The following is a 19,812-nucleotide window of genomic DNA, read 5'->3' on the forward strand; positions in this document are numbered from 1 at the left end:
CATCGCGCCCGCGCAACTCATCGTCCACATGACCGACACGATCCAGGAGATAGCCCGTCTCTATCCGCCCCGTTGAATGTCGATCGGTTCACGCGAATGAGTGAAAGCTCGTCAAGCTATGTGCGGCTGCGGGGACTATGGCGGCAATCTTTGGCTGAGTGACGTGATCGGGGGAGGTTTCGTGTCGCCTGATGCGCTGCATCGCACTGTTCTGGTTGTGGACGTGGAGCAATTCAGCGGCCGGAAGAACCTGGAACAGAGGAATGTGCGCAACGCCGTCTATGCGGCCTTGGCTCATGCGCTCGGCTCGCACTGGAGCGCCTGCCATCGCGAAGACCGGGGTGACGGTGTGCTTCTTCTGGCACCGCCGGATATTCCGAAGCAACTGTTCGTCGAGCAGGTGCCCGGTCGCCTGGTGAACGCGTTGAACAGGCACAACCGGGCGTACGGAACCGGCGAGCAGATCCGGCTGAGGATGGCGGTGCACGCTGGGGAAGTTCTGCTCGACGCGCACGGCGCGACCGGCGTCGCGATCAACCACACGTTCCGGTTGCTCGACGCGTCGCCGTTGAAGGACGCCCTCGCCGGGTCGGCCGGCGTGCTCGCGGTGATCACCTCCGACTGGTTGTTCCGTGAAGTGGTCTGGCACAGCGCTGCTGATGAGACCCGCTATCGGCCCAAACGCATCCAGGTCAAGGAAACGAAGACGGTGGGGTGGATCTGCCTGCCGGACGACCCGTACCCGCCCGACGTCAGCCAGGCGGAGTGGCCGGAGGATGTCTGCCCCTATCCGGGTCTGCGTGCGTTTCAACCTGACCAAGCGCGTTGGTTCTTCGGCCGCGAGGCGACCTTGTCGGTGTTGATGGACAAGATCGATCACCGCAGCGGGCCGGTCTTCGTCGTCGCACCGTCCGGTGTCGGCAAGTCGTCGCTGCTTCGAGCAGGCGTGATAACCGCGGTGGCCAACAGCGGGCGCCCATGGCTGTTGCTCACCCCGGCAAAGGAGCCCTGCGAGACACTGGCACAGCAGGTCGCGCAGCTCATCGACGGAAGCGTGGATGGCGTGCTCTCGGCAGTCAGATCTGATCCTGCCGTCCTGGCGAGCATGCTGCCTGACGGGACTGTCATCGTGGTGGATCAGTTCGAAGAGGTGTTCACCCTGTGCGCCGGCGAGGCCGAGCGGCGGTGTTTCATCGCCGCACTGATCGCGATGCGTGCGGTTCTCGGGGTGCGGGGCGACTTCTACGACCACTGCCTCGCTGACGATCAGCTCGCAACGTTCCTGCCGGCAAGCCAGTTCAACCTCCAGGCGATGACTCCGGCCGGATTGCGAGCGGCCATCGAGCGGCCTGCTCGGCAGATCGGCGTCGACGTCGAACCGGGTCTGGTCGAGATCCTCCTGCACGAGATCGGGACGGATGCGGGTGGGCTCCCACTGCTGGCCCACGCATTGGCCGTCACCTGGCAACGGCGCACGGGCGACAAGCTGACCTTGGCGGATTATGACCGGGCCGGGCGGATCCAAGGCGCGATAGTGGCTACCGCGGACGAGGCCTACGCGCGTTGTTCCACGGCCGAGCAGCGCGTGATTTTCCAGCACATCCTCATGCACTTGGTCGCGGTCAGGCACGACGCGCCGCCTGTCAGGCGGCGCGCGGATCCGGCCGACCTTGTCAAGGGTTTCGACGCACCGCGGGCCGCCGAGACAGTTCTCGGCTGGCTGATCGAAAAACGTCTGGTCACGCTGGACGACAACGCCGTCGAGCTTTCCCACGAAGTGTTGCTGCGGGCGTGGCCGCAGCTCGGCACCTGGATCGAGACCGGCCGCAACGATCAGGTCATCCGGCAGCAGTTGATCGAGGCCGCCGAACAATGGGAGAGAGAAGGGAAACCGGTCGGATCGCTGTATCGCGGCGATCGGCTGGCCAGCGCAAGGGGGTGGCAGTCCAGGAGTGAGCACCGCGCCGCCCTCACGCCGCTCGGAGCGGCCTTCCTCAGCGCGTCGATCCGACACAAAAGCCGGCGGGCCAGAGTTCGTCGAACCGCGGTCACCATGCTGGCCGTTCTTGGCCTTGTCGCGTCCAGTGCCGCTGCCTACGCCTTCCAGCAACGCGACATCGCCCAGGAACAACGTGACGCCGCGATCTTCAACAAGGTCACCGCCGAGGCGAACCGGATACGGAACATTGACGTGTCGTTGGCGGCCCAACTCGATCTCGTCGCCCACCGCATGCGCCCGGCCGATCTGGACACGAGCACCCACTTGATCGTCGACGCGAACGCGCCGCTGTCCGCCACGTTGCCCTCGGGCGCCAAGGACGTCAGTGTGGTGGCGTTCAGTCCCGATGGGCGAACGCTGGCCACCGGCAGCGGCAGCGGTGACAGGCTCGTGCGGTTGTGGAACGTCGCCGATCTGGCCCACCCGGTGCTACTGAACGAAACCATCAGTCACGGCGAAGCAACCCGTGCGCTGGCGTTCAGCCCGGACGGGCGCACTCTGGGCACTGGCGGCGCTGACAACACAGTGCGGCTGTGGAACGTCACCAACCCAGCCGGCCCTGAGGCGCTCGGCCTGCCGATTACGGGGCACACCAAGACGATCCGGTCGTTGGCGTTCAGTCCTGACGGGCGGACGCTGGCCAGCGCGGGCGACGATCGGACCGTGCGGCTGTGGAACGTCACCGATCTCGCTCAGCCCACGGCACTCGGCCCACCGATGGCCAGGCACACCGACACCATCAACTCCGTGGTGTTCAGTCCTGATGGCCGGACTCTGGCTACCGGCGGCGATGACCGGACAATGCGACTGTGGGACATCGCCGCGCCGGACCGAGCTAGACCCTTCGGGCGACCGTTGACCGGACACACCGGGGCTGTCCATTCGGTGGCGTTCAGTCCAGATGGACGGACGCTGGCCAGTGCGAGCAACGACCGGACAGTGCGGCTGTGGAACGTTGCCGACCCGGCTCGCCCGGTGGTCCTGGGCCTGCCGATCACGGGGCATGCCAGCGCAATCCGGTCGTTGGCGTTCGGGCCCGACGGGCGGACGCTGGCCACCGGCGGCGATGACTACACCGTGCGGCTGTGGGACGTCACCGATCCCGCCCGCGCGGCGCCCATCGGCGCGCCGATCACCGGGCATGCCGACGGCGTCCGGTCGATGGCGTTCAGCCCGGATGGCCGCACCTTGGCCACCGCCAGCGGCGACCGGGCGGTAAGGCTGTGGAACATACCCGACACTGTCCTAAAAGGACATACGAGGGAAGTCAACGCGTTGGCGTTCAGCCCGGACGGGCGCATCCTGGCTACCGGCGGCGGCGACCGGGCCGTTCGGTTGTGGACACTGGCCGATCGGCGGCAGCTGGGCCAGCCGCTCACCGGCCACCAAGACGACATCAACGCCTTGGCGTTCAGCCCGGATGGCCGCGTGCTGGCCACCGGCGGCGGCGACCAGACCGTGCGGCTGTGGGACGTCACCGATCCCGCCCGCGCGGCGCCCATCGGCGCGCCGATCACCGGGCATGCCGACGGCGTCCGGTCGATGGCGTTCAGCCCGGATGGCCGCATCCTGGTCACCGGCGGCGATGTGAAGGACGAGAACACCGCGCGGTTGTGGAACGTCGCCGACCCGGCTAAACCCGTGCTGCTGGCCCAGATCGTGATCGGGCCGGACGCCAACGCCTTGGCGGTGGCGTTCAGCCCAAACGGAAGAACTCTGGCGACGGGCACCGAATACAGCGACGTCGCGGTGTGGTTGTGGAACATTTCTGATCCGGCCAAGCCCACGCTGCTGGCCGGCCCCCTCAAAGGGCACCAGGACGATATACGCCGGGTCGTGTTCAGCCCGGATGGGCGGACATTGGCCAGCGGCAGCGACGACGAGCAGATGCGGCTGTGGGACGTCACCGATCCTGCTCACGCCACACTGCTCGGCGAACCCCTTGTCGGCCATACCAACCCCGTCTTGGGGGTGGCGTTCAGCCCAGATGGACACACGGTGGCCAGCGGCAGCGGCGACAACACCGTGCGACTCTGGCGGACAGCCGACCGGACGCAGTTGGGTCAGCCGCTCACCGGACACCAGGCCGACGTCAACACGGTGGCGTTCAGCCCCGATGGCGCGATCCTCGCCACCGGCAGCCATGACCACACCGTGCGGCTGTGGGACATGACCGTGCCCCACGCCATGCACAGCATCTGCGCCATCACGGGGAACACACTCACTCGCGAGATGTGGGACAAGTTCGTGTCGGCTGAGCTGTCGTACAGTCCGCCGTGTTCCTGAGACAGGGGTCGACCTGGCTCAACTCCAGCGGTCACGGAGCGCGGGACCGACCACCTTTGGGTGCGATCCGCGCCGACCGGGCGCGTCTGCCGGGAAAGTCTTCCTGACATTGGCATGCACCGCATTCGCCCAGTGACGCGGTGTCAACCGACGGCCCCGCTTTGCACGAGGGCGCGCTCAACTCCCTGCGCGTCCTCTATACCGAAGTTGCCCCATAGCGGGAGATCCTCGCGCCCGATGCGGCCTGGGACCGTGCGTTCACCACCCCGCAGCCCGCACTGCGGCGGAAGCGGATGTTTGTCCAGTACCGATGGTGCGGTGTCCACAGATGCTCGTGGTGTGCGCTGGTGAAGTGGCCGATTCAGGCAAGGTCTTCGAAGGAGTCCTCGCCTGGGCGCCAGCACATCCATTGGCCGTCGGTGAAGCCGGTCAGGTTTGCGATCTCGGGTCCGGTGAGTTCGGCTAGCGTCGGGTGCAGGGCGAGACTGCCCGTGTCGAGTTCGACGCTCAGTCCCGTACCGGTGGCTTCCTCGGTGGAGACCACAGTTGCGGTGATCAGGGACCGTAGCGCGTCGGCGTAGCCGGGCCTGCCGTCGGTGTACGTGCCGTTGACGACGGTGACGGTCGGCATGGCGTCGCAGGTCAGGATGGGCAGATCGCCGCCGGGTCGGTCGAAGTGCAGCTGGACGTAGTCATACACGAAGTTCACCGAGTACAGCCGCGACCCGACCAGCCTGCCCAACAACTCGTTCGGCAGGTACCCGTGTTCTGACATGGCGCCATCCTGCCGGAACGACCTCGTGCCATCGGGATGACGGTCCACGTATGTTCGATAACCCGTCCGCACCACACGACAATTGTCGTAACCTGGCCTGATCCGCATCAGGCGGACCCGCGACCGTGGCGACCGGGCGGAGTGTGGAGTGGACGAACGAACCCGAGACATCGTGCTCGGCTTGACAGCGAACCCGGCTTTGCCCGATCACCTGCGTGCCCGCCTGCCCGCCCGGCCCACGGCACCACCGCGCGACACCATCTGGCACGTCGACACTGATATCGAGCAGGCAGCTGATCCAGCCACCTCGCTGGACGACGTGACCGCGCTGCTGGACCACGACAACATGGCGATTCGATGGACACTCGCCGAGCGGCCGGATCTGCCTCTTGACGCTCAGCAACGGCTGGCGGCCGATCACATCCCCGGTGTCCGCGCAGGCCTGGCCGCCAATCCCGTGGTGGCGGAGCCGATCGTGCGCGAGCTGGCGAACGACGTGTCCGCGGACGTACGGCGGGGCGTGGCGCACAACCCGTCGGTTCCGCTGGACGTGCTCATGCTCGTGGTCGAGTCGACCAGGATTGGGCCGGTCCTGTTGCCCCGCGTCATGGCGGCGACCGACGAGGAGCTGCGTCTTCTCGTAGCGTCACCGTCTCCACGAGCCCGGATGCTGGTCGCTCAGCGAACCGCGCTGCCCTCAGACGTCTTCGAACTGCTCGTGGCAGACGACGATATCCATGTTGTCAAAGGGATCGCCCCGCATCCCGCGCTGTCCGCGAACCGGCTACGGGCACTTGCCGCGCGGCACGGCCCGAGCCTGTTCCGGAGGTTGGCGACGAACCCCAACTGCGACCCTGAGCTGCTGCACCACATGGCGTGCCACGCCACCGCACGGCGGGTGTACCGCGCGGTCGCCGAACACCCGAACACTCGCGCTGAGACCCTTCTGCTGTGCCTCGGCGACGACACCGCGCGGCAGTGGGCCGCGGAACACCCGAACCTGCCGACCCGCGCCCTGATCGACCTTGTGAACGACCCGGACCTGGCCCGACACGCGGCCGCCAACCCGGCACTACCCATCGAAGTGATGGAGTCGTTGATCGCTACCTATCCCGGGGATCTCCCGGAAAGCTGATTCCCCGAACGCTCATCGGCATGAGCGGGAAGCCACGGAAAGCGCTCCTCGCGGCATGACAGGACACGGGCCTAATCCAGATCGCCGCCGTTACAGTCTGTCGAGCTTGCCAGGCGAAATAGTGGATAGCTGTTGTCACGCGGGCCTTACGGTCAGATCGGCTCGTCTGCGCGCTGTTCGCGTAGCCAATACGCGGCTACTTCACGTACCTCCGCCGCCGGGTCCTCCGATGCCTCGCGGACCACGTCCGCCAGGTGACGGGAATCTCTCCGCCACCACAGCAGCGACAGAACCGCCAAGCGCCGTACGGATGCGTCCTGGTCCAGCCGGATGGTCTGGCAGAGCAGCGGCAACACCCGCCGGCCGACGTGCCGACCGAGCCGGCGTTGGCCGAGGACCTGCACGGCGTGCTGGCGAACGATGACGTGTGGCGAGGTCAAGCCGGCAACCGCGGCGTCCACCTCGTCTGCCGCGATGTCACAGTATCCTTGCCCGGGCGCGAGCCGCCGCCCCAGCGCAGGCACGTATTCCGGCCAACGCTCGATGAAGCCCGTCAGGGGCTGATAGTCCAGCATCAGCGGGGTGACCGCGTCGTCGCGGAAGCTGGTGTACGGCGCGGCGACAGCACTGACCACCACGTCCGCTGGAAGCCTTTCGACCTGGTCGAGAACAATGTCGAGGCGACCGACGCGGGACAGTGCTACCGCGACCCACTCCTGGTTCGCTCCGTCGGTCTGCCCCAGCGCGGCTCGCAACGCCTGGATGACCCCGTCATCGGGACTGCCGATGTCCGCCAACAGCTTCGCCGCCTGCCACGCGCGGTCCGACGTGCCGAGCAGGGAGATCAGGACCGGGAAGCCCGTCGGGCCGAGATCACGCAGGGCCGATTCGACGGTGTCGGGGTCGAGGGGACCGTCGAACGTTCCCAGCAGGGAAGCCAGGTACGCGGCGCGCTCGGCCGGCGGGAGCGCGGCGACGTCGGCCAGCGCGACCGATCGCTCGTCCAGTTCGGGAAAGTGGCGACGCACCTCGCCGGTGCTCAAGACGCGCCTGATCAGCGTCCCGCGGTATTCGTCGTCGAGGAGCACCACCACGAAGTCCGGGTGGGTGTTGCCGTTGCGGCGCAGCGTTGTCCGTGCCTGCCGGCAGACGCGGACCAGCATCGTCAGGTACCGGTCGAAGGTCTTCTGCCAATGGCGGGTCGTCCCGGAGCACGCCTCCGTGGTGAGCGCCTTCTCCCAGCGTCCGGCCATGCCTTCCGGGAGCCAGTCGTCGTGGTAAAGGTCCCAGTCCGGGGCACTCCACCGCAGATCCGCCTGGTGCTCGGCGGGCTCACGAACCAACGCCTCGACACTGTTGATCCCGACCAACGGGAGCGCGATCGGACCGTCTTCCTCTCGATAGATGTGATCCAGCACCGCCGCGTAGAACCGCTCGCCGGGATGATCGTTCATTGCCGAGACAACGGACTGCACCACGCCCTCGCGCAGGGTCCGTTCGAACTCGGCCCAATCCAAGTTCACCGTCACGCCGTCATCGTGGCAGACGGCCACCCACCCGACAGTCGCTCGTCGACATGAGGGGACACGTTCAATCAGTGATTGATTCGATGATGGAATTATGGTGTGCTGCGGGTATGCCCAGCACCGACGTCACCACCCGGGAGCGACTGCTGACCGTCGCCGAGCGAATGTTGCTGGAATCCGGTTACGACGCGGTGTCCGTCCGCGCGATCAACAGCGCGGCCGGGATGAATCCGGCGGCCGTGCACTACCACTTCGGCTCGAAGGACGCCTTGATCGCCGCGCTGCTGGAGGCCCGGCTCGCGCCGATGTGGCAACGGCGGCTCGACGAGATCACGGAGCGACGGCGGGGCGGTTGGGTGCCCACGGCGGCGGAATTGGTCGATCTCGTCGTGACTCCCCTCGCCGAGCTGGCGGCGGACCCGGTCGGGCAGTTGCGGTTGCGGCTGCTGGCACGGTTCGTACTGGGACGGCAGGAGCCGACTTGGACCTCGCGGTGGTTCGGGCTGGGGCCGTGGATCGAGCTGTTGCGGGACGCGCGGCCGGAGCTGTCGAAGGCGGGCGCGGCGCACCGGTGGCTGCTCGCCTTCGGCCTGGTGCTGCAGTTCTTCGCGGGCGAGATGCCGGGCGAGGTGCCGGCCGGGACGCTGCGCGCGTTCCTCACCGCGGGCTTGGCGGGGTCATGACCGGCGTCTTCGCGCCCGCGCGGCTGGGCCCGGTGCGGCTGCGCAACCGGATCATCAAAGCCGCGACCTTCGAGGGAGCGACCCCGGACGCCGTGGTGACCGATCGGCTGATCGAGTTCCACCGGCGGGTGGCCCGCGGTGGCGTGGGGATGACGACGGTCGCGTACTGCGCGGTGTCCCCGGAGGGCCGGACCGACCGGCACCAGATCTGGATGCGCGAGGAGGCGGTGCCCGGTCTGCGCCGGCTCACCGACGCGGTGCACGCCGAGGGTGCGGCGGTGAGCGCACAGATCGGGCATGCGGGGCCGGTCGCGAACGCGGCGTCGAACCGGTCGCCCGCGCTGGCGCCGGGGCGGTTCCCGAATCCGCTGGGGATGCGGATGACGAAGGCAGCCACGGAGCACGATCTGAATCGGGTCGTGCGCGCACACGCGACAGCGGCGCGAGTGGCGATCGAAGCCGGCTTCGACGCGGTCGAAATCCACTTCGGACACAATTATCTGGTCAGTTCGTTCCTCAGTCCGCGGTTGAACCGCAGGCGGGATTCCTACGGCGGATCGCTCGAGAACCGGGCCAGGCTGGCATTGGAGATCGCGCGGGCGGTCCGGGACGTGGCGGGCGACCGGATCGCGGTGACCGCGAAGCTCAACATGGACGACGGGGTGCCGGGCGGATTCTGGCTGGACGAGAGCGTGCGGGTCGCGCGGTGGCTGGAGGCGGACGGGTCCGTCGACGCGCTGGAGCTGACGGCGGGCAGTTCGCTGCTGAACCCGATGTACTTGTTCACTGGGGACGCGCCGGTGCGGGAGTTCGCCGCGCGGTTCCCGCGGCCGCTGCGGTGGGGCATCCGGGCGGCCGGTGGCACCTTCCTGCGCAGTTACCCGTTCCAGGAGGCATACCTGCTGGAACGGGCACGCCAGTTCCGCGAGGCGCTGGACCTGCCGCTGATCCTGCTCGGCGGGATCACGCGGCTGGAGACGATGGAGCAGGCGATGGCGGACGGTTTCGAGTTCGTCGCGATGGCGCGAGCCCTGCTGCGCGAGCCCGACCTGCCGCTGCGACTGCGGTCCGGGGCCCGCTCGCTTTGCGTGCACTGCAACAAGTGCATGCCGACGATCTACCGCGGGACGCACTGCGTACTGGACCCTCGATGAGCGCGGCGACGGGGCACCTATTCGGCCGCGGCCCAGGAGATCAGCTTGCCCATGTTGGCCACATAGGTGCCGGCGCTGATCACCGGCGGCCCCAGCTGGTGCCTTTGCGGCCCCAGTCGGCAGCCGGGCGCGATGCTGTGGTCCTCGCGGCCGCCCGGCGTGCTCCGATCATCTCTTTGAGAGTGGGGTGGGTGGCGGTGGCGAGTTCGAGATGCTCGGTGTTCCTGGTTGGCCAGGCGTAACCGGGCGTTGTCCTTGCGCAGGGCGGTGAACGCGTCCGCCGCCACGGCTGAGTCGGCGGCGGTTGTTTTGGCGACCGCGAACTCGGCGACGATGTCGGGGAAGTTGCGGCGGAAGGTGGTGTTGGCCAGTCCGAGCCGGGTGGCGACCGCGAGTGTGCTCGGCGAGCGCCCGGCCTCGTCGCGATACCTGTCGATCGCGGCGTACACAGTGGACGCGGTCGGCAGTGTCGGGCGGTGAGGTCGGCCAGCAGCCGTGGCGGCAGGGCCGGGCGGCGAGCGGCTTCGGCGGTGAGCAGTTCGGCGATGTTGCTGGGCGTGAGGGCGACGTGGCGGCAGGCCAGGGGCTGGCAGTCCAGTGTGGAGGGGCGCGAGGTGCCGCGGGAGTCGTTGCGGGGCATGCACAGGGCCTTGTCGGGGTTGAACGCGCAGGTGATACAGGAGCTGGGGTAGATGTGCGGGTCGTGCCGGGTCATGATGCGCGCCGCAGCCGTGCGGTGTCGGTGACCACGGCGCCGGTGAAGCCAGTGCGGTCGGCGAAGCCCGTCAACCGCGCGGCGGCGTCCTCGGCGGCCGGGCCGGTCAGGTCATGCTCGTGGCCGGTGGCCATGGCCACGAGGTGTTCCCCCCGGGTGAGTGCCTGCTCGGCTTCGACCTCGGCGCGGAAGCCGGAGTCGCTGGTGCCTAATGGTGCAGTCGGGTATTGGAAATCTCGGAATACTGGTCACGATCTTCTTGCAGGCGGAGCGCCGGCACCGCGGTCAGCGGCCGGTGCCACTCCACGCTCGATCCAGCGGCATCGTCACCGCGCGAAACCCTGTGGGGTGCCAGAACTCTGCGCCGCACTGGGTTTCCTGTCCGCCGCGCCTCACAGGCCGTAGTGGATCAACGGGGCCCACAGGTCCGGGCGATCGGGGTGACGACTACGGAGGCCGCGGCCGACCTGGTGCAGAGCGACGGCGGCGTCATCCGCGTCACTTGTAGACGGCATGTTGTCGTAGAACGACTGTGCCGCGAATCCGGCCGCGTTGTCTTCGAGCGGCCACAGGCTGGCCACGACGTGCCGGAATCCGGCCAACTGGAACGCCGAAGCCAGGTGAATGGACTCGTTCACGTTCAACACGCCGCCCTGGGCGGTGGAGCACGCCGACAGATACGCCAGCTCGGCGTCAGCGAGCCGAAGTCTGCTGATGGCGGAGACGGACAGGAGGTCGTCGTGCAGCCGGAGGCCACCGCGCGACGGCGTTTCCAGGTCCGCCGTGGCGTGGCAGGCGAAGTGCGCCCAGGTCATCTTCGGCAACGCTGCCAGCACTCGGGTGGTGGTGGCGTCGCGGTCGCGGAGCAGTGAGGTCACCTTCTGTTGCGCGACCAAGGCTTCGGTCTCTGCTGCGGCCTGGCAGGTCGGGCATTCCCGGCGTGTGTTTCAGGCCGACGACAAGTTGCCGTCTGGTTTTGGCCGCCGGACGCTTCCTCGTCTGTGCGAGTGCCCGGAGCGTGGTGGTGTAGGAGGACACCACGGCGTCAAGCGCGCCGGGCTGTCCGGGATGTCCGGCGGCGTGCAACGGAAAGAGGCCGAGCACGCCGATGGGCAGCCACCACACCCTGGGCGTCGAGTTCGACGTGGGCAGCTCACCCAGCACCGGAGCGACGACCTTGTCCCACAGCCAGACGAGGATGGCGGAGAGTTCCCGCTGCCTGCGCAGTCGCGCGGCCATGCTCGGCCGCCCGTGCATGAGCGACAGCAACGTTCCGGCACGGGATCGGGCGTCTTCGCCCGTGAGGCCCGGCAGGCTAATCATGATCGGGTCGCCGGTCGCGCTCACGATCACCGCGTCGCCGCGGTCTTCGCCGGCGTTGACCAGCACCACGTGCCCGTTCTCGGCCGCGGTGCGCAGTTCGGCGAACGGGACGGCGGTGAGGAACCGCTCGAAGCCCGGCCGACGGCGGATCCGGCCCAGCAACTCGTCGTGCTCGGCCCACAGGCGAAGCCGATCGCCCTCTGGGGCATCGAGCTTCTTCCGAAGTGCCCGGAACCGTTCCGCGAGCCCAGGGTGCACCGCCCCCAGTTCGGTCAGATCTGCGCGAGCGTCGAGTTGCGCTCCGAGCAGCAGCCCTCTGCCGAGTTCCGCGATCCTCAGCGCCCCCGTGGGGTCGGCGGCCGCACAATGGGCGGCGAACGCCTCTCCGACCAGGCCGAGGTGCTCACTGAGCCGTGCCTCCTGGTCGGCCGTGCCTGCGTGCCGCGGCACCACCGACGGCAACAGTTCCACCGCTGTGTCCAGCGACTCCACCGCGATGTCGAGCGCGTTCATCGCCAATGCCAGCCCGCCAACCGCGTAGTGGGCGGTCACTTGTTCCAGCGGAGGCGAGGTGGAGGTGCTGCGCAGGTTGTCCGCAATCGTGGAGAGGAACCTCATGTCACCTGTGTGACCTGGTTGGTCCAAGCGCAGGCGGTGCGAGATGGCGACGTTGACGATGGCGCTCCCGATGGAAGGATGGTCCTCCGGTGTGCACGCCAGTGCCTCCTCACCGAGGGCGATCGCGCGATCGAGATCACCGGGTATCCCGGTGTTGCGGTATCGCTGCCGGTAAGTGAGACCGAGGTTCGACAGGACCGGCACCCTGATCGTTCCGGTGACGATGGGCAGTGCCTGTTCGCCGAGTTCGATGGCACGTGCGGCGTCGGAAGGTGATGCGGAACTCTTATAGATGGTCAGATAGGTGATCGCGAGATTGTTCAGCGTGTCCGCCGCCGCGGGGGTGGACAGGCCCACCGCTCGTTCGCCCATCTCGATGGCGAGATCGAGATGGGCTTTGTCCCCCGACCGGCCGTGCTTCCAGAGGTAGGACACGCCGAGTGCCGACCAGTTGCCGACCTCGGCGGGATGCCCTTACTGCAAGGTCGAATTCGCCAGTTCGAGCAGCTCCAGAGCGTGATCCAGATCGGCCAGGGCGCCAGCGTGGTCATAGCGCCTGCTGTAGGCCGTACCCAGCTTGGAGATCATTCCGGCTCGATCCGGGTCCTTCCTCGGCAGCCGCGTGAGCATCCGATCCCAGGAGTCGATGACGCGGTTCAGGTCCTCGGCTCGCCCGGATCGGTCGTACCGCAGCTGATAGACCTCTCCCAAGGCATACGCGCGTGCGGCCAGTTCCGAGTCGCTCTGGGGTGTGGCTGCCAGCGCTCGTTCGTAGTGGTGAATGGCGCCGTCGAGATCGTCGGGATTCTGCAGTGTTCTGTACTGCGCGTAAAACGAGTCGCCGACGAGGAAGAGTCTTTCCGGTAGCCCTGAGTGTGCAGCCGAGATCGTGGCGAGCCGCTGCTCCGCCCGCCTCAGATCCGCTGGATCCGACTCGCGGTCGTGCCGCTCCAAATAGGCGGTGACGAGGAGCGACCGCCACTCGTCCCGATCGGCGTGGCTGGTGGATCCCTTGGCGCAGACGGTTTCGAGCAGGTGGACGGCGGCGTGCAGCAACACCGCTCCGCCGCCGTCCATCCCGGCGAGGAGGAGCGCATCCAAGACTTCGAGGCCCGCAGACTCTTGCGGACCCCGGTCCTCGCAGGAGTAGTCAACGAGTACCGATACGCCGCCTGAGCTGCAGCGACGACTTTTCGAGCCCCACAGCGACCGAGATGTCCTGACCGTCCATCTCTACGTTCAGCCCGCCGAACTCGGCCAAGAATTCCGCTGCGGCCGGATGCATGCGCACTTCACCACTGGCCTCCAGTCGCTGCCGCCAGCCGGCGACATCCACAGCCCGTCCAGGACGCCAGCCAGCGGCGCGCAGATCCTGTTCCGCCTGTGGGGAGAATCGGTCCACAAGCACGTCACCAGCCCGTTCGTCCTCCGCACCGACTCGGCGCCACGAGACTCAGCTCGACCATCCTGTCATGCCGCGAGGCGGGCGTGGCCCCTTCACTGCCCGCCTGTGCCGCTGGACTTTCGTGGCTCAGCGCGCCTTATGGTGGCGGCGAGTGGCGGGCGGTCGTGATCGGAGATCGGCCAGTGCCCACGGCTGCCGGCCGTGTCGCAGGTGCCCGGCGAGGAGGTATCCGATCCCCTTGGGCGTGAAGTTCGCGCCGTGAATGGCGGTTGGGGTGAGCTCGATGCAGTTCCAGGAACAGCCGCTTGGCGCCGGAGGGAGCCGATCGGGGAAGTTCCCTGAAACCGGGTTGGCCCTGTCGATGTGCGCGATGAACACGTATTCGTCGTTAACGCCAGTCTTGTCGATGTCGATGAGCGCGCCAATGGTCGTGTTGAGGTTCGTTTGCTCGCGGAGGGCACGCTGCAATGCGTCCTCGAACGGCCGGTCGGTGTTGTCGACCATGCGGCCGGGCAGAAGATGTCGATGGGTGCTGTCCGGCATGTCTTGCCGTAGGGCGAGGAGGTATCCGTTCGGCGCCTTGATGACTGCGCTCAAGCGAACAGACATGGATGGCTCCTCTCCTACCGGGTCTGCTCCATTGCACTCCGGTGGGCAATTCTCGCTCATGCCGCGAGTCGCAGTCGTTCCGGGTAGTGCCTGCCGAGCGGTGGAGCATCTAGGCAACATCAATCTGGCGAACCTGGACTGGGTGGAGTTCACAGGGTGGTAGATGGAGACGGCGTCTTTCGTGGGTTGCAGGCGGGCTGTCGAGCTCGGCAAGGCGTATGTTGCCGAGTCTGACATGGACGTCGCGGGTCAGGCATCATCGCGATTGGCATCAGCACGGTGAACCGCTTCAACCGACCAGGCGATCTATCTCAACGGTACGAATCCCGCATTAGATGCGATATGGCACATTTAATACATCGAGACGTGGATGTGGTCGTAGTGGCAGCCGGTGAGGTTGTTCGGGTTCGGGCAGCCGTAAGCCCTGAATTGGTAGGCACTCCACGTCGGGGGTGTCAGCTGACCAGTACCTGCCCTGCCAGATGAGATTAGCGGATGCCGAGTCCGGCCTGGTGGGCGATGAGCCAGCCTGCGATCTGGGATCCCTCGGCCACTGAGGGCTGGCTGTGGGGATTGAACATGATGTCGCAGGCGCGGCCTTGGGGATGGTCGGAGGTTGGGTTGGCTGGTCGGTGGGCGAAGCAGCCGAGCCTGTTCCCGGTCATTCCGTTGGCGCGCAGTGTTTGCACGAGGTGCAGTGTGAGTGGAGTGATGCGTCCGCCGCTGGTGGGGACGGATGGAGCCGGGACGCGAGGTCGGCCGCGACCGGGTCACCGGTGCCGGTCAGGGTCGCGGAGAGGTCGGGCAGCAGTGGTGCCTGTCGGCTCCAGGTCCGGGGATCGCTGGTGATCCCGGCTTGCTGGTAGGTGGCCAGGATCGCCCGGTCGAGGACGGCGCGCTGGTGCGCGGACAGTTCCATGCCGAGCAGGACGCCGATCACGGTGTGCAGGAACAGGATCCGTCGTGTCAGCGCGTCCTTCGGTGCGGTGCGGCGTCCGTCGGGCCGGGTCGCGATCGGCAGGTCGAAGGGGTTGATGCGGACCGCGGGGTCGCCGAGGCGGATGTAGGTGCCGCCGATGGCCTCGCACAATCGGCGGTATTCGTCTTCCGGGTCGATGATCGCGACTTCGATTCCCCGGTAGAGCGATCGGAGCGCTTCGAGTTTGACGAGGTAGCTTTTTCCGGCGCCGGACCGGCCGAGGACGACGCTGTTGTAGTTGTCCGCGGCGAACCTGTTCCAGTGCACCAGGCCCTGGCTGCCGATGTTGAACCCGTACAGCACGCCGTCCGGTGCGGCGACGCTGGTCGGGTCACCTCGGGCGAGTTCGAGGTCGAGAACCTCGTCGCGACACCGGTGCAGGCACTGCGCGCGTCGATGCGGCTGTACGAGAGCGGGCTCGGGCTCGCCGGGTTCGTGCTTGGGTTGCTCGACTTCTACACCGGTTCCCGCTGGGGTGAGCTGGTCGGTCAGCAGCGGCACGAGTACGACAACGAAGCACGTGCGATCCAGATCCGTGAGCCGTTAAAGGAGGTTGGCGGACGCCTCTTCAAAGGTGGTCGCCGGGTCGACACCTCGAGACTGGCCGATCTCGGGCCTCGGCCGACTCGCCCGGTGACACCGCGGCGACAGGGCGGCCGAACGAAGAAGGGCCGGACCAAGACCCCAGCAGGTACGCGGAGTGTGGAGTTGCCGCCGAGTATCGCGGTCTTCTATGAAGAACTGATGGACAGGCACAGCTTTCCGTTCGTGCTCTGCAGCGCCGAAGGTGCGCCGTTGCGGCGGTCGAACTTTCGCAACCGCTATTGGCGCCCGGTCTGGGACGGCAGTGATGCAGAGCACACGCGGTCGGCGGAAGCGGTGCAGCCGATCCTGCCGACGTTCACCTTCCACGAGGGTCGGCACAGTCACAGCACCTGGCTGGCCGAGGACGGTATCCCCGAGGTCGCACGCAGAGCACGATTGGGTCAAAAGATGAAGGCATCGCCAGGGTCTACGACCATGTGACCCCGCTGATGCGCCAGCAGATTCTGCAAGCGCTGGAGACGCGCTGGGTCGGGTCATTGGTCGCGCTCACGCCGCGTGAGCGGACGAAGCTGGGGGAGTGGTTCCCGCACCTGCATGCCACGTTCGGTGACATGCGGCTCGAGACCGCTCCCAAGGCCATCGGATGCCGTCTTGAGAACGACTGAAGCCCCGCCCCTCCGAGGAGGAGCAGGGCTTCTGACCTGCGAAAACAGATGGTGCGCGATACTGGGATTGAACCAGTGACCTCTTCCGTGTCAGGGAAGATCGAACCAGCTCCTGACCAGGCGTTTCCTCTGTTTTCGCAGGTCTACAGTCTCTCGTTCCTCCTCGTTGGGGCGGCTTCGAACGCGTTGCGGCGCGTTCCGGTCGCCTGAATATCGCCAGTTGATCTTGGATTGCTGGTTACGAGGAGTTACGTTGTGTCTGCCAAAGCTATTGGTTTTCCGGTTGAGCGTGATGCTGTTCTGCAGCTGGTCACGGTGATCGTCGGCGTCATCGTCGGACTGACGTTCCTGTTCGGGTTCGGCAACGTCCTGGCGTTCGGTCTTCGGCTGGGTGTGCCTGGCTGGGTTGCTCCACTGGTAGCGCCTGCTGTGGACCTGTCGGTACTGGCGCTGCTCATCGCGATCCGACAGTTGTCGTTGCGTGGAGCCTCTGCCGAGGTGATTCGACCGGCGTGGCGTCTGCTGCTGGTCTCCAGCGTCGTCACGTTGGCCTTGAACGTGGCGGAACCGCTCGTCGCGGGGGAGATCGGCCGGGCGCTGTTCGATGCGGTCGGACCGCTCCTGTTGATCGGCTGGGCCGATGTCGGCCCAGCGCTACTCCGTGAGCTGGCCTCCGCGGCGCCGCCTGCAGAAGAACCTGCAGTTCTGGCGCCGTCACCGAACCGCCTCGCTCCGACGGTGCCTGAAGCTCCCTCGGACACGCGGCCTCAGGAGATCGATACGTCCCCGCCGCCTACGAAGCGGTCGAGCTTGTCGAAACTCGACGACGACCTCGTAGGGAGAGCCGTCGAGGTGGACCGCCGTCATCGCGAGGAGCACCAACGTCCGATCTCGGCGGAAGGCCTGATGCGACACTTCGGCCTCGGAGCAGAGCGCTCACGACTGCTGATGCGCACGGTCCGCGCCCGCTGGGACTGCGCGAATACAGTCCATGACGATGGCAGAGATCCTGGCCTCGATCGACGGATGTAGGCGCTCCACCGACGTCCGCAGGATCGACCAGCGGTGCAACCCGTGCCCACCCAGTCACCCCTCGGTCTGTAGAGCGACGACTGTCTGTCAAACCCGAATCGCGGATAGCGCAACCTCATTGATGTCCACAGGCTAATTTTCTTGCCGCACGACGTCTGGCTTGATCCACCCAGTTCCCTATTATGGCGCAGATGAGGGGAAAGATCGCTTTCGATGCGCGTCTACGGCCGACGAGTTCGGCGGAGTCCTTGCCTTGGCTGGCCAGGACGGTGACGCTGTTGCGGGTCGGTGCGGACGGCGTGGTCACTCAGGCCAAGACGGATGCGGACAAACGTGCGATGCTCGGTGCCGCTGAAGATCGTGACCTGCTGGTTGTGGCTTGGCCTGGCGAATGGAGTCAAGATCTCTTTGTTGTCGACGACCTGGCTGCGGCCAGGCTAGCTCTCGGCCTCCCGCGTCGGAGAGTGGTGACGCCTACTGCACCCGCCGATAGCCCTCCCGAACCTCGCCTAGATGAAGATCGGCCCGTAGCCGAGTTGCGTGATCTGTGGGGGCGATTGGCCGAACTGCCGGATCTGCCTGAAGAGGGAAAGCGGCAGCTTATCGACAAGGCGGCTAGACGGGTGCTGGATCGGGAGATCAAACCCCTGCTCGCTCGGGTAGACCTCGACCTTGAGGTGCGGCAGCGCCTGCTCGCCGGCGTGGAGTGGTGGGGTGCGGCGGACCTTGTCGCGGATGACTGCTGCACAGCCGCAGAGGCTCTTGAATTGCTGAACCGATTTCCGGCCAAGGCCAGTGTTCTCGCGGCTGCGTTGCGCCGGGCGGACATCGAGAAGGAAGCCGTGCATAAGATCGCCGCGCTGTCCTACGACGACGCTGCGGAGCTGTGGTGGGATACCGAGAGGTGGTCCGCTCCAGCGAGAACGCGAGTCGCTTCGAGCGTTCTTGAAGCGGTTCTCGGTTCGCCGCCACCTGAACAGGTGTCCGAAGCGCCAGGCTGGGGCAGTAGGCGTGACCAGGATTCGCTGCTTAGGGGCCTGATCGGTGAACTGCCGTCCAGTCGACGGGAGGAACTGCTTCGCGATCCCGAGCATGGTTCACGGGTTCGACGTGCGTTCCTTGCCGCGGAAGAGCTTGACGATGCCGAACTGCTTGAGTGCCTGCCAGAATTGAAGACAGCTCAGGCCGATGAGGTCGTGGTCTATTTGAAGCGGTTTCCGCGGTTCGCGGAGTTGGCGCGAGATGAAGTAGGCGATAGGGTCGCCAGGTTGATCGCCGAGGGATGGGATCCAGTACGGGTTGCTCGAGCGGGCGAGTGGACTGATCTTGTCGCGGTCGCTCGCGCTGCTACAACGTCCGCCTGTATAGATGCGTTGATACGTGCGGCCTCTGTCGATGGCCAGACCCCGCGGAAGCCTGCCCACTACGAACTTGTCGACGCGATCGTGGGAAATGCGGCGTCATCGTCGTCGCATATCCGGTTCCTGCTTGACCGCTTATCGGATGACCATGTTCGTGACATCCACGAGTCGCTACCTGCTCGCAGCCGCACACGTCGACTGTGCGCCGAAATCCTCACTGCCCGAAATCCGCCCGCCGCACAGTCAGTGAAATCCGTGTCATCCGTCGAACCCTTGCCAACGGACAAGGAACTCGCGGCGGTGGCAGACCCGGTAGCGGTGCTCGCCGACCTGCTTGGTGACCGCAGTAGAAACCGGGAGGTTGTTGTTGCTCATGTCCTTGGGTCCGCGCATATGACCGACGAGCTCGCTTGGCGTATGCCCGTGCGCGACCTTGAGCGCCACCCTGTCTATGGCCCGCGGCTCGCGGCGAAGGTCGCCGAGATTTGTGGCGATTCGCCCGGTAGATGGGAGGCGTTTGCCGCCGCGTGGAGAACGCAGACACAACTCCTCGCCACGACGTTGTTTAAGCGAATCGAAGCAGGCCGAGACTGATCACGTCTTCTGTGTTAGGGCTCGACGTCGCTCATGACTTCGGCCTGTACAAGGCGGAGGTCATCCAGTCGCACCACGGCTACTTACGAGATCTCGCGCAAGCCGCTTGGGCGGACGGGCACGTGTCCGCGGGAGAACGATGAGATCTGGAAGCGGTAGCCGACCTTCTCGGCCTCGATGTCGATGAGGTCGATGTGGTTCTCCGCGAGGAACAACCCACGCGGGTGGAGCGACCGCGGTCCCGGTCGTAGAGGTCGGTATCGGAGGGCTTGTGCTGTGCCCTGGTGACCGGATCGTTCTGACCGGAACGATGCGCCGTCAGCGCTGCGAACTCACAGCAGAAGCGCTGGCCCTCGGCCTTCAGGTGATCAGCTCGGTGAGCAGGAAGACCCGAGTCGTTGCCGCCG

The 19,812-nt window shown here is 66.5% G+C and carries 15 protein-coding genes and 3 pseudogenes; 7 read left to right on the top strand and 11 right to left on the bottom strand.

All coding sequences use genetic code 11. The features are described from left to right. The first annotated feature begins 181 nt into the window (after positions 1-181). Positions 182-4,285 carry a hypothetical protein gene (locus DL990_RS32895; protein ID WP_158632676.1) on the top strand — a complete coding sequence of 1,368 codons (4,104 nt, stop codon included), beginning with the start codon at positions 182-184 and terminating at the stop codon, positions 4,283-4,285. A 361-nt stretch (positions 4,286-4,646) separates the two neighbouring features. Here the strand turns inward: DL990_RS32895 and DL990_RS32905 are convergent, their stop codons facing one another. After that, a complete protein-coding gene (locus DL990_RS32905) occupies positions 4,647-5,060 on the bottom strand; it encodes a hypothetical protein (protein ID WP_125787163.1) in 414 nt (137 codons plus the stop codon). 148 nt (positions 5,061-5,208) lie between these two features. Here DL990_RS32905 and DL990_RS32910 point away from each other — a divergent pair, with 148 nt between their 5' ends. Next, complete coding sequence (locus tag DL990_RS32910; RefSeq protein ID WP_125787164.1) at positions 5,209-6,195, top strand: hypothetical protein; 987 nt, start codon at positions 5,209-5,211, stop codon at positions 6,193-6,195. 152 nt (positions 6,196-6,347) lie between these two features. On the opposite strand, the gene DL990_RS32915 is transcribed toward DL990_RS32910, so the two are convergent. After that, on the bottom strand, positions 6,348-7,748 hold the full coding sequence (locus DL990_RS32915; protein WP_199746697.1) for a DUF4303 domain-containing protein: 1,401 nt from the start codon (positions 7,746-7,748) through the stop codon (positions 6,348-6,350). Between the two features lie 83 nt (positions 7,749-7,831). Between DL990_RS32915 and DL990_RS32920 the strand changes: the two genes are divergently transcribed. Together DL990_RS32920 and DL990_RS32925 are read left to right on the top strand one after the other, a co-directional pair. Further along, entirely contained in the window at positions 7,832-8,404 is a 573-nt protein-coding gene (locus DL990_RS32920; RefSeq protein ID WP_125787166.1) for a TetR/AcrR family transcriptional regulator, read from the top strand. After that, positions 8,401-9,558, top strand: a complete 1,158-nt coding sequence (locus DL990_RS32925) for an NADH:flavin oxidoreductase (protein WP_125787167.1) — start codon at positions 8,401-8,403, stop codon at positions 9,556-9,558. The genes DL990_RS32920 and DL990_RS32925 overlap by 4 nt, the downstream gene beginning before the upstream one ends. A 17-nt stretch (positions 9,559-9,575) precedes the next feature. Here DL990_RS32925 and DL990_RS32930 read toward each other — a convergent pair whose 3' ends face one another. The 8 genes and pseudogenes from DL990_RS32930 to DL990_RS32965 form a co-directional block, all read right to left on the bottom strand. Then, positions 9,576-10,007: a hypothetical protein gene (locus DL990_RS32930; RefSeq protein ID WP_125801017.1), complete on the bottom strand. Its 432-nt coding sequence runs from the start codon at positions 10,005-10,007 to the stop codon at positions 9,576-9,578. Between the two features lie 262 nt (positions 10,008-10,269). Continuing rightward, a complete protein-coding gene (locus tag DL990_RS41565) occupies positions 10,270-10,413 on the bottom strand; it encodes a hypothetical protein (RefSeq protein WP_199746698.1) in 144 nt (47 codons plus the stop codon). Positions 10,414-10,665: 252 nt separating this feature from the next. Further along, a complete protein-coding gene (locus DL990_RS42235) occupies positions 10,666-11,151 on the bottom strand; it encodes a CHAT domain-containing protein (protein WP_158632677.1) in 486 nt (161 codons plus the stop codon). A gap of 49 nt (positions 11,152-11,200) precedes the next feature. After that, positions 11,201-12,586: pseudogene (locus tag DL990_RS32945) on the bottom strand (CHAT domain-containing protein); the annotation flags it as partial. 102 nt (positions 12,587-12,688) lie between these two features. Further along, positions 12,689-13,315, bottom strand: coding sequence for a hypothetical protein (locus tag DL990_RS32950; RefSeq protein WP_125801019.1), 627 nt, complete (start codon positions 13,313-13,315; stop codon positions 12,689-12,691). A gap of 49 nt (positions 13,316-13,364) precedes the next feature. After that, positions 13,365-13,622 carry an SUKH-3 domain-containing protein gene (locus tag DL990_RS32955; RefSeq protein ID WP_125801020.1) on the bottom strand — a complete coding sequence of 86 codons (258 nt, stop codon included), beginning with the start codon at positions 13,620-13,622 and terminating at the stop codon, positions 13,365-13,367. Positions 13,623-13,745: 123 nt separating this feature from the next. Then, entirely contained in the window at positions 13,746-14,228 is a 483-nt protein-coding gene (locus DL990_RS32960) for an NUDIX hydrolase (RefSeq protein WP_125801021.1), read from the bottom strand. Between the two features lie 700 nt (positions 14,229-14,928). Beyond that, a pseudogene (locus tag DL990_RS32965) lies at positions 14,929-15,555 on the bottom strand (helicase HerA domain-containing protein); the annotation flags it as partial. Between DL990_RS32965 and DL990_RS32970 the strand changes: the two are divergent. From DL990_RS32970 to DL990_RS41575, 3 genes and pseudogenes are all read left to right on the top strand, one after another. After that, positions 15,535-16,418, top strand: a pseudogene (locus DL990_RS32970) (integrase); the annotation flags it as partial. The pseudogenes DL990_RS32965 and DL990_RS32970 overlap by 21 nt on opposite strands. A gap of 255 nt (positions 16,419-16,673) precedes the next feature. Beyond that, positions 16,674-17,450, top strand: a complete 777-nt coding sequence (locus tag DL990_RS32980; RefSeq protein ID WP_233620646.1) for a hypothetical protein — start codon at positions 16,674-16,676, stop codon at positions 17,448-17,450. Between the two features lie 191 nt (positions 17,451-17,641). After that, positions 17,642-19,405 carry a hypothetical protein gene (locus tag DL990_RS41575; protein WP_199746699.1) on the top strand — a complete coding sequence of 588 codons (1,764 nt, stop codon included), beginning with the start codon at positions 17,642-17,644 and terminating at the stop codon, positions 19,403-19,405. An 83-nt stretch (positions 19,406-19,488) separates the two neighbouring features. Here DL990_RS41575 and DL990_RS42240 read toward each other — a convergent pair whose 3' ends face one another. Further along, positions 19,489-19,620, bottom strand: coding sequence for a hypothetical protein (locus DL990_RS42240; protein WP_255431400.1), 132 nt, complete (start codon positions 19,618-19,620; stop codon positions 19,489-19,491). Positions 19,621-19,812 lie beyond the last annotated feature (192 nt).

The organism is Amycolatopsis sp. WAC 01416, assembly GCF_003947485.1.
GTDB lineage: Bacteria > Actinomycetota > Actinomycetes > Mycobacteriales > Pseudonocardiaceae > Amycolatopsis.

Coding starts and splice junctions, on each gene's coding strand:
- DL990_RS32925 (WP_125787167.1), top strand. CDS start 8,401: ATGACCGGCGTCTTCGCGCCCGCGCGGCTGGGCCCGGTGCGGCTGCGC.
- DL990_RS41575 (WP_199746699.1), top strand. CDS start 17,642: ATGAGGGGAAAGATCGCTTTCGATGCGCGTCTACGGCCGACGAGTTCG.
- DL990_RS32905 (WP_125787163.1), bottom strand. CDS start 5,060: ATGTCAGAACACGGGTACCTGCCGAACGAGTTGTTGGGCAGGCTGGTC.
- DL990_RS32960 (WP_125801021.1), bottom strand. CDS start 14,228: ATGTCTGTTCGCTTGAGCGCAGTCATCAAGGCGCCGAACGGATACCTC.
- DL990_RS32920 (WP_125787166.1), top strand. CDS start 7,832: ATGCCCAGCACCGACGTCACCACCCGGGAGCGACTGCTGACCGTCGCC.